At 37.1% G+C, this 15,046-nt stretch carries 10 protein-coding genes; 2 read left to right on the top strand and 8 right to left on the bottom strand.

Annotated features, from left to right (window positions below; genetic code table 11):
• Window positions 1-2 precede the first annotated feature (2 nt).
• The 8 genes from neuC to gmd form a co-directional block, all read right to left on the bottom strand.
• Window positions 3-1,103, bottom strand: coding sequence for a UDP-N-acetylglucosamine 2-epimerase (gene neuC, locus BUC20_RS32945; protein WP_073239003.1), 1,101 nt, complete (start codon window positions 1,101-1,103; stop codon window positions 3-5).
• Entirely contained in the window at window positions 1,100-2,116 is a 1,017-nt protein-coding gene (gene neuB, locus BUC20_RS32940; protein WP_073239001.1) for an N-acetylneuraminate synthase, read from the bottom strand. Before neuB ends, neuC begins: the two co-directional genes overlap by 4 nt.
• Window positions 2,116-3,270, bottom strand: coding sequence for a LegC family aminotransferase (locus tag BUC20_RS32935; RefSeq protein ID WP_073238999.1), 1,155 nt, complete (start codon window positions 3,268-3,270; stop codon window positions 2,116-2,118). Before BUC20_RS32935 ends, neuB begins: the two co-directional genes overlap by 1 nt.
• Window positions 3,257-4,252, bottom strand: a complete 996-nt coding sequence (locus BUC20_RS32930; protein WP_073238997.1) for an NAD-dependent epimerase/dehydratase family protein — start codon at window positions 4,250-4,252, stop codon at window positions 3,257-3,259. Before BUC20_RS32930 ends, BUC20_RS32935 begins: the two co-directional genes overlap by 14 nt.
• A gap of 13 nt (window positions 4,253-4,265) precedes the next feature.
• Window positions 4,266-5,765, bottom strand: a complete 1,500-nt coding sequence (locus tag BUC20_RS32925; protein ID WP_084529509.1) for a nucleotide sugar dehydrogenase — start codon at window positions 5,763-5,765, stop codon at window positions 4,266-4,268.
• Window positions 5,766-5,799: 34 nt separating this feature from the next.
• Window positions 5,800-6,891 carry a Wzz/FepE/Etk N-terminal domain-containing protein gene (locus BUC20_RS32920; RefSeq protein ID WP_073238995.1) on the bottom strand — a complete coding sequence of 364 codons (1,092 nt, stop codon included), beginning with the start codon at window positions 6,889-6,891 and terminating at the stop codon, window positions 5,800-5,802.
• 99 nt (window positions 6,892-6,990) lie between these two features.
• The gene (locus tag BUC20_RS32915; protein ID WP_073238993.1) at window positions 6,991-9,459 is read right to left on the bottom strand and encodes an SLBB domain-containing protein; all 2,469 of its coding nucleotides are present in this window, start codon (window positions 9,457-9,459) and stop codon (window positions 6,991-6,993) included.
• 97 nt (window positions 9,460-9,556) lie between these two features.
• On the bottom strand, window positions 9,557-10,693 hold the full coding sequence (gmd, locus tag BUC20_RS32910) for a GDP-mannose 4,6-dehydratase (RefSeq protein ID WP_073238991.1): 1,137 nt from the start codon (window positions 10,691-10,693) through the stop codon (window positions 9,557-9,559).
• Between the two features lie 218 nt (window positions 10,694-10,911).
• Between gmd and BUC20_RS32905 the strand changes: the two genes are divergently transcribed.
• Complete coding sequence (locus BUC20_RS32905; protein WP_073238988.1) at window positions 10,912-12,837, top strand: RagB/SusD family nutrient uptake outer membrane protein; 1,926 nt, start codon at window positions 10,912-10,914, stop codon at window positions 12,835-12,837.
• A gap of 213 nt (window positions 12,838-13,050) precedes the next feature.
• Window positions 13,051-14,949: a RagB/SusD family nutrient uptake outer membrane protein gene (locus tag BUC20_RS32900; protein WP_073238985.1), complete on the top strand. Its 1,899-nt coding sequence runs from the start codon at window positions 13,051-13,053 to the stop codon at window positions 14,947-14,949.
• Window positions 14,950-15,046 lie beyond the last annotated feature (97 nt).

Below are 15,046 nucleotides of genomic sequence, written 5' to 3'. Positions count from 1 at the left end.
TATTAATTCAATTCTTTTAAGATGCTAATGATCTTGCTTGTAGTCTCACCTGTTCCATAAATATTATAACTGTTCCTTAAGGGCAGCTTAGAAATAGTCTCAAGTACATTCATTATCGTCTCATATTTTACCTCAGTATGGAATACATTATCACCAGCTTCCCGTCCTTTTTGACGGTCACCTAAGTTAATAACATATTTACCAAATGAAGCAGCCTCTATAATTCCACTGGAAGTGTTTCCAATTAAAAGTTCTGAATATTTCATGCAGGAATAATATCCTTTTATACCCAAATTCTCTACTGGTATTACGTTAGTGCGGCCAGCACTTAATTCAAGAATTCTTTTTCTAATCTGACTTCCCATGGTGTCAGCATTAGGCATAGTAATTACAATCTGCTTATCACTGCTCGATTTAAAAACTTCAAAAAGTGTCTCAATGTATGCTATATTTTTATCCAATGAAACTGTTTCCGGATGATATGTAGATAAATAGGTAGGTTTATTTAAATCAATCTGATATTTTTCAAGAAATGCATCTTTATCAAACAGCTCCATTTGCCTAATATTATCCAATGCCAGGGCACCTACATTATAAACATGCTGGTCATCATTAGTAATCGCAATAACCCGCTGCCGATGTCCTTCGGTTGAGGTAAAATGATATGTCGACATCGCTGTGATCGCATGTCTGAAACGATCATCAATTGCTCCCAGAGTAGTTTCACCTCCATGAAGATGTGCAACAGGAATGTTAAAAGGAACAACTGCTGAGATTGCAGCAAACATCTCAAACCGATCGCCCAACACCATCACAAGGTCATACTTTTCTTTTGCCCATATCGCTGCAAATTTCATGGTAGTCAAGCCCATAGATGTTGCAATGGCTTCCTGACTGTCTCCCAGTATCAATGATTCAAGTTTGTAATTTACTTCAAAACCATCTTTATAAAACTCGTCGATCGTATGTCCATAAAAACTTGAAACATGGGTACCAAAAGCAATTATGTTTAATTCAAACATTTTTTCTGCCTGAATAGCCTTCATTAATGGATAATAGATGCTATAATCAGACCTACCGCAACTAATCAATGCTATTCTCATACCAAATCGTTAAAATCGAGTTTATAATCTTCAGGAAAAGTATTTTGGAGCTTTTTACCAATTATGTCATCCATACGCATAGGGGAAATACCATCACCTGGTCTTTTCATGACAAGATCATCCTGAGTCAGAATATGGCCGGCATCTAAATTCTTTGATAAGTGAATGCTTTTACGCGCGATTGCAATATTCTTAACTTCAGAATTACTTGGTTTCTTCTCCTCTGATCCAAGTGATTTTTCTATATTCCTTATGCAACTAACCATATTTTTAAGGTCATCTGGTTCCAGAGAGGCTAAATGATCTGGGCCCTCCATCTGATGATCGAGCGTAAAATGTTTCTCAATTACCGTTGCACCTAAGGCTACAGCAGCAATTGGAACCTCGATTCCCTGAGTATGATCAGAGTAACCTACCGACACGCCCAATTTTCTGGATATCGCATTCATTGCAAGAATATTAACATCTTCATATGGCGTTGGGTATTCCGTATTGCAATGTAAAACGGTAATATCTTCCTTTGGCGTTCCTTCTTTAACAAGCACTCCAATTGCATCCTCAATCTCCTCCATAAAACACATACCGGTAGAGACAATAACTTTCTTCTTTAATCTGCCTATAGCTTTTAAATACGGCAGATTTGTGATTTCACCCGAAGGGATTTTAAACAAATCCATTCCCAGTTTATTTAAGAAGTCTAAACTATCTAAATCAAATGCGGTTGACAAAAATTTCACATTATGAACTTTGCAATGTTCGATCAATGCATAATGATCCTGCTCTGATAACTCAAGTTTTTGAAGCATTTCAAATTGTGAATCATCAGTTTTGGTATTCGCTTGCTGGTAATCGGCTTTTACTGCTGCCTTGGTTACCAATTTACTTGTTTTAAAAGTTTGAAACTTCACATAATCGACCTTTGATGCCGCCGCTACTTCAATTAGTTTTTTTGCAGTATCCAGAGAACCATTATGATTTACTCCTGCTTCCGCGATGATTAAAACCTGATTCATTATAAAGATTTTAAAACATTTACAACTCTATCAATATCCGCATCAGTTAAGCTCGTTGAGCATGGAATAGATAAAACCTGATTATAAATTTCAAGAGAAATATCACAATGATAGGATTGACAAGAGGCATACATAGGGAGACTATTCATCAGCTTCCATATCGGCCTTGTCTGGATTTTATTCTCTGAGAAAATATCAACTAACTGTCTTACAGTATGTTTATACCCTTTCTCAAGAACTAAAGAGTACATCCAATAATTAGAGGTTGTATTTTTAGGCTCAGTGTGAATAGATAACCCATCCAAAATGTCAATTTTAGATTTATACTTCAATAGATTCGCCCTTTTAATCCTGACAAAATCATCCATTTGCTCCAATTGCCCTAAGCCGATGGCTGCAAGCACATTCACCAATCTATAGTTATATCCTACACTATCATGATCATATTCAATAGGATCAGTTTTAGCTGTAGTTGTCAGGTGTTTTGCCAGCTTTGCATACTCAGAATTGTTAGTAACGATCATTCCACCACCTCCAGTGGTCATGATTTTATTCCCATTAAAACTAAAGCATCCCAGCTTCCCAGAATTTCCGGTTTTTTTTCCTTTGTATTCAGTACCCAAGCTTTCAGTTGCGTCCTCAATCACATCAATGTTGTATTTTTCACATAACAACATCAGAGGATCCATTTCTACAGAATAACCCAATGAATGCATTGGTATTATAGCTTTAATTCTCCTTTTACTAGTCTTATTATAAGTAAACCCATCCTTTTCGAAGGTTTCATTTTTCAGAAAGCTTTCAAGTTTATCAACATCGATTCCAAAAGTAGACCAATCTGAGTCCAATAACACAGGAAAAGCCCCACAATAACTAATCGCATTCAACGGTGCAACAAAGGTAAGATTTGGCGCCAAAACCTCATCATTAGGCTTAACACCGCAAATAATCAGCGAAACATGTATTGCTGCAGTCCCATTCATACAAGCTATTGCATATGATGATCCATTATAAGCAGCAAATTCTTTCTCAAATTTGTCCACATGAGGGCCGACAGAAGAAACCCAACCGTCAGTCAGAGCTTCAGTTACATATTGTAGTTCCTTACCACTTAGGTTAGGGATACTCAGAGGGATAAAATTATTCAAAGACATCTCCACCAGTATTAATATAGTTTACATACCATTCTATAGTGTTTTTAACACCAACTTTCCAGGAAGTCTTAGGATCATATCCTAACATTTTCTGAGCTTTAGAAATATCCGGACATCTTCTCGATACTGAACCTGATGGTGCAGACTCATACTCATAAGTTCCTTTATAGTCCATCAATTCACCGATATACTTAATTAGTTCTTCAATTTTAAGTTCATCAGTCATATCTCCAATATGGAAAATTTCACCACTCACGTCTGGAGTTTCCATCGCCAATACAGTCCCATTTACAGCATCATCGATATAGTTAAACGATCGGGTCTGGTCATAACCATAGATCTTAAAAGGATCTTCTTTCTTCAGGAATCTCTGAGTAACTTGCGGAATAACGTGTTTAAAGCCCATTCTTGGTCCGTATACATTATGGTAACGAACGATTGTACATTCAAATCCAAAAACCTTCGAATAATTCATAAAACCCGACTCTCCCAGCATTTTTGTAACTGCGTAAGTAAAACGGGGATGAGTAATATCGTCAATACATAACGGTACAGACTCAGGAGTAGGGACCTGATAATCAAAGGCCTCTATCGTACCCGCATAGCACTCACTTGTAGACGTAAATACCACTTTCTTACATTGAGCGGTTTTTAACCACTCTAAAGTATTTAATGCAAGAAAGGCATTTATACGAATTAGCTCATTTGGTATTTCTTCAGTATACTTTACGCCAACTACTGCAGCCAGCATATACACCTGATCATAATCTTTATCTAGCTGATCAAATGAGGCTGCGTTTGTGAAATCTGCATTAACTACTCTTATTTTATATTTATCAACCAAGTCAGTTAATAGTACATCCATCTTACCTCTAAAGAAATTATCAGCAACTGTGATTTCATAATTTCTGTTTTCAGCAAGGAACTTTGTGATATTGAAGCCAATAAATCCGGCTCCTCCGATTAATAGTACTTTTTTCATATATCTTAATTTACTAAAGATCGCCTCTTCCAACGATTTTCAATTTGTTATTTTTACTATAGAGTTTAATTTGACGTTCGGATAGGATCAGATTGCTATCGTATATAACTTTATTATCCAGCCCAGCAATCCAATTATCCAAATCTTTATTATTTGAATAAATACTGTGCCCGGTACAAAATACGATTGCATCATAATTCCTATCCATTAATTTAAGAAGGTCAGTCTCAACCTGTACTTTTTTCTCTTCCCAGAAAGCAATATAAGGATCATGAATAAACAAGACAGCTTCTTCCGCCTGAAGACGGTTGTAAAGAACTTCAACAGGACTATACCTTGTATCCCCAACATTACTCAAATAGGAAAGTCCTAATAACAAGATCTGTTTGCCTTTAAGGTTCTGATCAAACAATAAAGATAGCTTTCTAAATGAGTGGTTTGGCATTAAATCATTAATGCGAACAGCAGTCTCACTTTGGGGCAATCCTTGAATATTAAATATATTTTTAGATGACCAGCTTGCCAATAAAGGATCTTTAGTTAGGCAGTATCCGCCAACACCTAAACCAGGGAACATCATATTATTATGAGTAGGTCTCATCTTAATTGCTTTTATCACCTCCTGTAGGTTCACTTTGGAATCTTCGGCGAACTCTGTCCATTCCTGAATAAATGCAATATTCATAGCCCTGAATGAATTCTCCATCACCTTAGCCATTTCTGTTGCAGTCGTAGAATTCAGTCGCGTAAGGGGGTAATTATCCGTACTGATAATTGTACGAAGAAATTCTTCCGTTGCCAATGCGCTTTTATCATCTATACCAGAATAGACCCTATAAAAATTTTGAATAGAATCGATATAGTTAGGTCCAGGCATTACCCTTTCGTAAGAATGACCCAATTTATAATTTAAATCGAGTCCTCTCTTACTCAGCTCTTCATCAAATATTGGCTTAACAATATTCAAACACGTACCAGGAGGCACTGTTGTTTCAACCAATACCAGCACATCAGATTTGCAGGATTTGGCAATCGCATGAATTCCACTTTTAAAAGCATTCAGATTTACTTCATAACCCTTTAGGCTATTATCAAATTCATCCGTTTCCTTTTGAACATCTAAATTTATATCAACGATAACAACATCTGCTTTTGTATATGCGTAGGGGTCATAAGTTGCGTACAAATTCTCTTTTTTCTGAGATCTGTCAAAAAATTCTTTGACTTTGTTGTCAGATGAAATAATTGGGAAAACGCCTTCGTTTATTGCACAGATTTTCCAATAAGACTGTTCCGAGGCTAAATCGATACCAATAACAGCATACTCTTCCGTTAGAGCATTAGCTACTATTAACGACATTACTGCGCCAACAAAACCAAGTCCCTGAACAACAACAACTTTCTTTCCTTTGTTTTTTTGAAGAAATTCATCAATTCCCGATTTATCATCAATAACTTCAGGAATGGTGTATACCTTATTATTAATTTGATTGATGGAAGATTTTAAAATCATTTTTAATATTTAATATATGCAGTAATATAGTTATCTAGTCTTTCAATAGATCTTTAATCGCCTTTGCCAAAAGCAGATAAATAGCTGCTAGAAGTCCAAATGCCATTCCTCCTAAAACAATAAACTTTACTCTACTGGGTTTATCATTATCAAGAGGAAAAATAGGTTCATCAACAATTTGTATTAATGGTGTTTCTTTTCTCAAGGAGATTTTTGATAGTTCAAGGTTTTTAACCAATTCACCTAAAACAGTTTTATTCGTTTCTATCGAAAATTGAGAGCGTTGTATTGGAACGCTTCGTTGAACTTGCCTTGTGGGGTTTAAATTCGGTGTAGCATCTGCAACAACAGCAGCTGAATATATCGCGCCATTCATAACTCCTCTTACTGAATCGGTTTTTTGCTGGAGAATCGCAACATTTTCCATCGATTTTTTTGTCTTAGTCCTAACATAAAAATCGTTTACGTTTTTAACAATCTGATCATTAAAATCTTTCGCAAATGACTCGTTCGGAGCACTCACGATAACTTTAATGATACTCAGTTTTTTATCTAGTTTTGCAACTGAGAGATAATACTTATTTATGTTATTAACTACATCGCCCAGAATACTATCCTGAAGTCTGGAAAATCTCGATCCTGCGGAAACTTTAAACTGTATTGCACTAAGATCGGGCTTATTTTTCCAGCGATCTCTCAAATGATTAAAATTTATGTAGGAATCTATTAAAAGAATATTCGAGTCACGCTTAGAAGGGCTAAGCAATGTTTCCTCTATCATGGTTCTTGATTTGTAAAGCTCGATAATATTATCGCCTTGAAAGATGCCTCCTCCACCAGCTCCAACATCAATTCCAACCATTGATGCTATACCAGCATATTGACCTAAACCACCACCACTACCACCACCATCTTCAAGAACAAAAGTACTCGCTGCAGTATAGGTTGTCTTTTTTAAATAGGTATAAACAAGCCCTATAGCAGCCCCCAATAGAATAGCGAGTATGATTTTAATCCAATTCACTAAAAGATAGCGATACAAATCCCGAATCTTAAGAATAATCTCTCTTAAGCTTATACCTTCATTTTCTTCTTTTAAGTTGTGATTGAGACTCTCAGTCGTCATGTAGTTTCCAGTCGTTTATATAAAAAATTCATTTAATAATTAAAGGGCTAAATTCAGCATTAAAATGTAATCTTCAGTTTTATATTTCCCTAAAGCATTTTATCTAAGCAATGACACTACAATCGCTGCCATTGAAGCAACAGCTGTTCCTATTCCAATCCAGCTTTGCGCAGTCATTCGTTCCCTTTCAGCTCGCTTAGGGACCAAAATTTCCGCTCCCGGTTTGACCTTTGGATAGTTATTAAAAAACAGAAACTTTCTTGCGGACTCCACCGAACCATTGGCATACTTAATGTACGCTCCATTTTTAAATGCACTAGCCGTAAAACCCCCAGCTCCATTTATGTACTGTTTAAAGCTCTTGCTTGGTAAGTAAACTATACTGTTTGGATTAAGTACTTCACCAGTAACTTTGACAACCTGTAGTTGTCTTGGTATACGAATCACATCACCGTCCTCCACAATCAGATCATATCTAGATTGGGGCTTTTTTAAGATCCGGGTCAAATCTATTCCAACCAGATCAGATTGAATCAGTTTTTGCTCGATTTCTGCCTTAACTGTATCCTTTACGCCACTTTCCTGAACACGTTTTAAGCTTAAAAATTTTTTATCCTCTTCTTCTTGGTTATTTATAGCATTTTTATCAGCAGGCTTTACTTTTTCTGCACCTGGTCTTTTTAAAGAAGCTCCATCTGAGTATGCAGTAGGAGTCAGCCCACCTGCTCTTTTAACTAAGTCGGAAATTCGCTCATTCTTCTGTGTAATCGTGTAAGTACCTGGGTACAAAACTTCACCTTCTAATTTAACCTGCTTCTGAACCTGATATCCTTCAGAGCTTCTAATCGAAACTACATCAAATGGCTTCAATATAAACGTTGTATCCGCAATTTTAAGATTCTGATCAACACTAACATTAAATACCTCAGCCGTTCTTGCAGATGCAGACATCGCATCACTATTTTTTATTCTTCTGGAAATCTCAATCCTATTCGGCGTTGCTCCTTCCTTGAAACCACCTGCCATTTGAATTACATCTTCCAATTTCATATTATCAGCGTAATCAAAAGTCCCTGGAGCTCTGACTTCTCCCTGGATACTCACCTTATATTCATCACGTAAATCGAATAAAGAAGAAATAGTAATTTTATCCTCTCTTTGCAAAGAGATGTCTGCTTCTGTACCAGCCATTATTTTAGCAACATCAAACGAAAGTAAATTCTGGGTATTATCGAAATTTAAACGCTGAATATAACCACGGTTTAAAAAGGCATCTTCTTTTAAGCCATCAGCTTTAGCAATCAGACCTTTTAATGTTAAGCCTTTATCCAGCTGGTATGATCCCGGACGGAAAACCGCTCCCGTAATCTCAACCTTATTCTCAAACCTATCTAAGATCGCTTCAACAACAAATTTATCGCCATTTTTGGGATTATATGAAGTATAATCAGGCATTGAAATGTCAGTAATCCGACGTTCCTTATCTGTATTTTGGAAGGATTTTATTTTGGCAGTATATGCCTGAGTAGTAAATCCACCAGCATAATTGATCAGATTTTGTAAAGTTTCTCCTCTTACAATTTCAAAAAAAGCTGGTTGTTTAATCTCACCTGAGATCTCTACCCGCTTCTCAAAAACCGGAATATTGATTACATCCTGATCCTGCAAACGTATGTTATCTTGTTGAATCCCTTTTAATAGAAAATCATAAACATCAATAGTTGCAACAACTTTATTATTACGAACCACCTGGATATTACGATAGGTACCATTCTGAGAAGGTCCACCTGAAGAATATAATGCATTATAAACTGTAGCAAGAGAAGGAAGCGTGTAAGTACCTGTTTTTACAGCTTGCCCAGTGATAGTCACTTTAATACTTCTGATATTTCCTAAATTAATAGATAAACTAGTACGGCCTGAACGCAAAGCCGGATAAGTTTTAGACATTGAAGTTTTGATTTTAGAGATTGCCTGATCAATCGTTAATCCTCCAACAGCGATCCTACCAACAAATTGAAGATTGATTACTCCATCAGGACTTACCTGAAGATTATAACTTGCTTCGTTATCACCAGTAAGATCAATCAGTAGTTTGTCATCAGGGCCAATTACATAACCTTTTGGCGTAGCCATTCTTAAGTTAGGCTCAAAGGTAATTGCTCCGTTTTTGAAAAGATCAGCACCAAATATTTTTGGACCAACTTCTTCATCTTTTACTTTTTTCTCATTATCAACTGCACCACCATCCGTAGTTTCGCTGGTTTCACGACCTGTGTTTGTAGTTTTATTTTCAGCCTGAACACCTGAACCTTGTTTACGAATTTTCTCTACCCGAAGTTTCAATTTCTGAACCTCATCAGCTTTCATTCCTTGTGCAGCTGCCATTTGTTGGAGCTGAGCTTCATTATACCCAATAGACTCTGCTTTTTTGATCATTTGCAAAATCTGCGCATCAGAAAGCTCATCTACTTTAATATTGGCATAATTTGTTTGGGAATAAGCGCTTTGTGCGACAAGCACAGTAAGAAAAAAAAGTACAGCGGTTATCGTATTTTTAAAATTCATATATCAGATTTTGTGACCCCCACCCTGAACTTAATCAGGATCTTACAGTAAGATGCAGAAATAAACTAACATCCTACGCCTTAGCAGTTTTTATATTTTATTCAAAGTAATTTAACGTCTTAAACCCTCCTTGTTTCAGGTATTCATCTTTCTTCATCAAATGAAGATCGGAATGAACCATATCCTGAACCAATAGTGGAAGATCATATTTAGGTTTCCAACCCAATTGAGTATTTGCCTTCGTTGGATCTCCCAATAACAAATCAACTTCCGTTGGTCTGAAATATTTTTCGTCCACCTGCACAACAATTGTACCCGGTTTCAAATATTCATCATTTAATCCCAGTTTTTGTACCAATTCCTGGTCAACATCAATAATTACTCCCCGTTCATATTGATCTTTGCCACTAAACTCAATTTCTATGCCTAATTCTGCGAAACTCATTTTCACAAAGTCTCTTACTGTAGTGGTTACCCCTGTCGCGATCACATAATCCTCAGGTTTTTCCTGTTGCAGAATCAACCACATGGCTTCCACATAGTCCTTTGCATGCCCCCAGTCCCTTTGTGCAGACAAATTTCCCAGGTACAAACAGCTCTGCAAGCCTAAAGCGATTTTGCAGGCAGCACGGGTAATTTTTCTCGTCACAAAAGTTTCTCCCCTTACCGGGCTCTCATGATTAAACAAAATACCATTGCAAGCATACATATTATAGGCTTCCCTGTAGTTTACAGTGATCCAATAACCGTACATTTTTGCTACAGCATATGGAGAACGTGGATAAAATGGTGTGGTTTCACTCTGTGGTACTGCCTGTACCAATCCGTATAATTCTGAAGTAGAGGCCTGATAGATTTTAGTTTTTTCAACAAGTCCTAAAATTCTTATCGCTTCAAGTAATCTCAGCGGACCGATACCATCTGCATTAGCCGTATACTCAGGGGTTTCAAAGCTCACTTTAACATGGCTCATTGCCGCCAGATTATAGATCTCATCTGGTTGTGTCTCCTGAATGATTCTAATCAGGTTCGTAGAATCAGTCAAATCACCATAATGCAATTTGAAGTTTAAATTCTTTTCGTGCTGATCCTGGTATAAATGATCTATACGCTCCGTATTAAAAGATGAAGAACGTCGCTTTAAACCATGGACAAAATATCCCTTTTTTAGTAGAAATTCAGCAAGATATGCTCCGTCCTGGCCAGTAACGCCTGTAATTAATGCAACTTTCATTTGGTATAGTATAGGTTTAATTTTAAGACAGCAAATATATATCAATTTATTGGAATTGTAAGAAAATGATGACAATCCAAAACGAGGTTAAAAGAAATTGAGAACCCGAACCATATATGACCAAAATTTCGCATTTTTGATAAAATTTTAACGCCATTTAAGCCAAAAGAAGCCAAATAACAACAATTAATAAAATCAAACAACACCACCACAAAAGTATGAAGAAAATTTTACTGATTATTATGGGGATCCTTGTCTTTGGATGTAGTAAGGACAAAGAAACGACCAAGCCTGGAGCAGAAACCATCAAAAAAGAGAAGATTGGCGGCTTTATAGAAAAGGGCCCATTTGTCCGCGGATCCAAAGTCACGCTAATTGACCTCGATAATGATTTAAATCCCACTGGAAAAACTTACGAAACCCAAACAACTGACGATTTAGGTGCTTTTGAATTTAAGAACATTGCATTGAGCTCCGGCTATGCGAAATTTGCCATTGATGGATTTTACTTTAATGAAGTAACCGGAAAGTTATCCGCCTCAAGAATTGTGCTCAATTCAATCGCCCAGGTAAATGAACTGAATAAAATCAATGTGAACATCATCACCCATCTTCAGGCCGCCCGGATTTTAAAGTTGGTGAAGCAAGATAAGTTAACCTTCAATATGGCAAAAAAGCAAGCCACCAAAGAACTACTTACGGGTCTTGGAATAAGTGAAGATTTAATTTTAGCGGCCGATCAGATCAGTCTTACAGACGGGAGTCAAGATGCAGCCACATTGCTTGCACTATCCGTAGTATTACTTAGCAATCCGGATCATTCCGATGCATCATTTACAGAATTGATGAGTAAAATGAGCGGTCAGTTAGAACTGGATGGCAAATTAAAAGAAGATGTTAAATCAAAACTTAGGTCCTATGCAGCCAAAGTGAATCCGGAGCAGGTTGCCAGCAACCTGATTAATCGCTACCATTCATTGGGACTTTCTGTTAAAGTCCTCGAGGATCGGCTGAGTGATTTTCTGGAAAATATTGAAATCATGCCTCCAACAAACTCCATTCCACCTGAAACAGTTTGGGGAGAAGAATCTATGATCGTAGCCGCCTGGGGCGCAGCATGTGAAAGTTATGCTACAAGTATGGAAAAATATTATGTAATAGAAGCTTTGTATGCGCCAGCAAAAAGCTATGAAGGAATTACAAAAAATGGCCTTACCGACTTTTACAAACATCAGCAAGACGCCAGGAACGCTTTTGTCGGCGAGCTTTGGAATGCGACATATACTGCACTAACCCGCATCAATCAAATTTTAAAATACACAAAAGACAACACCAGTTCCAGAGTTGTAAGTATTCGCAAGGATGCGTTAATCCTGACAGGTCATTTGTACTACATTCTAACAGAAACCTGGGGAAATGTTCCATTACTTGATCCCTACAAAGATCCGAAAGATCTTACCGCACCTAAGTCATTTAGCGTAGCAGAAATACGACAAAGCAACCTCACCGCAATTCAAAATCTGTTGAACGGATCTACAATTTCTACACTCAACATGAGTCAGTTTGGGAAAATGGGTTTCATGGCAATCGGACTACAGGCAAAATATAACCTTCAGTCGGGGAATTATGCTGAAGCCATAAGATATTTGGAAATACTCTTAAATGAGCCGGGCTTTAAACTGGCCAACAAGTCAAACATTTTCGCAGATGACCGCCAATTGAATGAAGCCATTACCGGATATTCGACCAATATGCCTGGCAACCTGTTCAAAAGCGAAAACTTTATCCAGATTGCAAAAAAAGGAGCTTATGTTTCGTTTATGAGGTCAACCGAAATTTTACTCGCCGCTGCCGAAGCCGAAATGCAATCAGGCAATCTGACAAAATCTATCGCTTATCTCAACCAGGTAAGGTTAAGAAACAACAAAACAACCATCAGCGCAACCAATAAAGAAGTGCTGATCAACTATCTTCTGGAAGAATACAAGGAAGATCTAGGTATGGAAGGGCTCTACTTCTCCGCGTTAAAGCGATTAGGCAAGGCTGAATCTGTTTTAAACATTCCATCTGCTAAAAAGCTGATGCCTATTCCGCAAATGGAACTCTTGACTAACCCTTTCATCGCTCAAAATCCAGGTTATTAGCTGATTCTGAATAAACAACTACATGCCCTGCTATTTAGATATAGCGGGGCTTTTTTATGAGTACAAGTTATCCCCTATTTGAGTAAATATTCTACGGTTCAACCCCACATCTCAACGAATAATCGCCGGGGGTCATTAAAATTTCATATGGCCGAAATTTTGCAAATAAAAAGAAATAAAACAGAAACAATAAAATAAACCCAAGCAAAATACATGAAGAAAATTCTACTTTTAGCACTCAGCATTCTCATTTTTGGCTGTAGTAAGGAAAAAGAAATAAAGCCAGAAGAAACAAATCTAACAAAACAACAAATTAGCGGTATTGTAGAAAAAGGGCCTTTCATCCAGGGGTCAAAAGTGACTTTAATCGATCTTGACGCGAACTTAAATCCAACAGGAAAAATTTACGAAACCACTACAACAAGTGATCAGGGTACGTTTGAATTTAAAGACATCACCTTAAGCTCATCTTATGCAAAATTCTCTGTTGATGGTTATTTTTTCAACGAGTTAACAGGAACCTTATCTGAATCAAGAATTATCCTGAACGCCTTCTCTAAAATTGGCGACAAGAAGCAAGTGAACCTGAACCTCATTACTCACCTGGAAAGCGGCCGGATCATGAAACTGGTTAAGCAGGAAAAAATGGACTTTTCGGCAGCAAGGAAACAGGCAGAAAAAGAAATACTTCTTAGTCTTGGAATAGAAAGAGAATTGAGCAAGCCAGCTGATGAGCTGAGCATTACTGATGGAAATCAGGATGCCTCAACACTATTAGCCATATCTCTAATCTTATTGCATAATCCCGCACAAAGTGACGTAAACCTCTCCAGACTACTTAGTATCATGAGTAACCAGCTTGAAGCTGAAGGTAAATTTAATGAAGAAACAAAAAAAACCTTTAAAGCCTACGCTCAAAACATCAACTTCGATCAGATCAAATCTCTCCTGATAGAGAAATACAAGTTGATGGGGAAAGAGATAACAGTATCCGATGATCTGAAAACACTTTTAGCTTCATTTCAGTTACCTCCAATACCTGACAAGCCCGCTTTTGAAACGGAAGAAAAACTGATTGATGCCTGGAATACTGCGACAGACGAATACACTAAATTTTTAGAAACATATTATATAATCGAGGCATTATATGCTCCCGGAAAAGATTACTCATCTATAAAAGATAGCTACTTATCATCTTTTTACAACCATACCCTTGACTCAAGCAATCCAAATATAAATCGATTATTTGCAAATGCTTATCGAGCAATTTACAACATAAATTCGATTTTAAGATTCACAAAAAAAGAGAACGGAAACGCAATTTCCAGAATTCGAAAAGAAGCTCCAGTCTTATTGTCACACATTTATTTTATTTTGACAGATACCTGGGGAGACGTTGTTATGCATGATCCTGACAACACCGAAATTATTTTGCGACCTATCTTCTCCCCAGCAGAAACTGTTCGTCAATATTGCATTCAGGAACTTAAAAAAGCAATTGATGGGGTTGACATCAACACTCAGGGGAACACTAGATTTGGTAAAATAACAGCTATGGGAAATGGAATGCTAGCTAAATATTACCTACAGGCTGGTAACTATACAGAAGCAAGAAGGTACCTGGAGGCATTATACCATTCCTCATCATTCAAGCTGGCAGAGAAACAAAACATATTTATCAATTCCTCAAACAACGAAACCTATGCAGGATATGACGGTAGCTTCGGCAAAGCTTTCAACTCTCCAGACTTTAATCTGATAGCTAAAAAAGGCAGTTATCCATCCTTTATGCGAGCTACAGAAACCGTACTAAATCTTGCAGAGCTGGAAATACAAACGGGCAACTTAAACAATGCGATATCTTATTTAAATATTGTTAGAGTAAGAAATCAGAAATCCAAAATCACTAACGGCAATAAAGAGCAATTGACCAATCATCTGGTAGAAGAGTATAAGGAAAACCTGAGTATGGAGGGCGTTTATTTTTCTGCTTTAAAAAGATTAGGCAAAGCCGAAAGTGTCTTAAAAATAGAGAGTTTCAGAAAATTATTCCCCATTCCAGGTAGCGAATTTATGTATAACCCAGATTTGAAACAAAACCCGGGGTATTAATTCATAGGGATAACGGGGCGTAAGAAAACTTACGACCCTGTTTCCATTTGAGCTTAGAAAGAATCACATTCCTGGCTTCTTTTATAATCGGACTATT

This window comes from Pedobacter caeni (assembly GCF_900129215.1).
GTDB lineage: Bacteria > Bacteroidota > Bacteroidia > Sphingobacteriales > Sphingobacteriaceae > Pedobacter > Pedobacter caeni.
The sequence above is the reverse complement of the archived record's forward strand: the minus strand, read 5'-3'. Positions and strand labels throughout refer to the sequence as shown.

Coding starts and splice junctions, on each gene's coding strand:
- neuC (WP_073239003.1), bottom strand. CDS start 1,103: ATGAGAATAGCATTGATTAGTTGCGGTAGGTCTGATTATAGCATCTAT.
- neuB (WP_073239001.1), bottom strand. CDS start 2,116: ATGAATCAGGTTTTAATCATCGCGGAAGCAGGAGTAAATCATAATGGT.
- BUC20_RS32935 (WP_073238999.1), bottom strand. CDS start 3,270: ATGTCTTTGAATAATTTTATCCCTCTGAGTATCCCTAACCTAAGTGGT.
- BUC20_RS32930 (WP_073238997.1), bottom strand. CDS start 4,252: ATGAAAAAAGTACTATTAATCGGAGGAGCCGGATTTATTGGCTTCAAT.
- BUC20_RS32925 (WP_084529509.1), bottom strand. CDS start 5,765: ATGATTTTAAAATCTTCCATCAATCAAATTAATAATAAGGTATACACC.
- BUC20_RS32920 (WP_073238995.1), bottom strand. CDS start 6,891: ATGACGACTGAGAGTCTCAATCACAACTTAAAAGAAGAAAATGAAGGT.
- BUC20_RS32915 (WP_073238993.1), bottom strand. CDS start 9,459: ATGAATTTTAAAAATACGATAACCGCTGTACTTTTTTTTCTTACTGTG.
- gmd (WP_073238991.1), bottom strand. CDS start 10,693: ATGAAAGTTGCATTAATTACAGGCGTTACTGGCCAGGACGGAGCATAT.
- BUC20_RS32905 (WP_073238988.1), top strand. CDS start 10,912: ATGAAGAAAATTTTACTGATTATTATGGGGATCCTTGTCTTTGGATGT.
- BUC20_RS32900 (WP_073238985.1), top strand. CDS start 13,051: ATGAAGAAAATTCTACTTTTAGCACTCAGCATTCTCATTTTTGGCTGT.